At 34.8% G+C, this 319-nt stretch carries 1 protein-coding gene; it reads right to left on the bottom strand.

Annotated elements, in window-relative coordinates; all coding sequences use genetic code 11:
• The coding region (locus TP70_RS09280; RefSeq protein WP_044361186.1) for a helix-turn-helix domain-containing protein at window positions 1–279 on the bottom strand (279 nt) is incomplete at its 3' end.
• Window positions 280–319: the final 40 nt, after the last annotated feature.

Genomic DNA, 319 nt, shown 5'->3' with positions numbered 1-319 from the left:
ACGAAAAAAGTTCTTGTAGGCTTTATCTAAATTAAGTTGTGCATTAGCTAAAGCAAGACTATCGACTTCTTTCAAGAATGGAAATGCTTTTTTATATTTGGCAGGTGTTGGAAAACGCATTTTCTCAGAGGGATTGTTCTCCTTTTCTTGATAAGCTTTTATTCGGTCATGAAGCATGAGATTATAGACTTTCCGAACACAGCCAAAAGATTTCGCAAAGAAAACCTCTTGTTCCTCTGTTGGATATAGTCTAAATTTGTACGCTTTCAATCGTTCCATTAGATACACCACCTATCTATTTATGATTATTCGCTTGATT

Origin of the sequence: Staphylococcus microti, from assembly GCF_000934465.1 — a bacterium.
In the GTDB taxonomy this organism is placed as follows: Bacteria; Bacillota; Bacilli; order Staphylococcales; family Staphylococcaceae; genus Staphylococcus; species Staphylococcus microti.
Note: the sequence above shows the minus strand (reverse complement) of the source record. Positions and strands in the feature narration are given on the sequence as shown.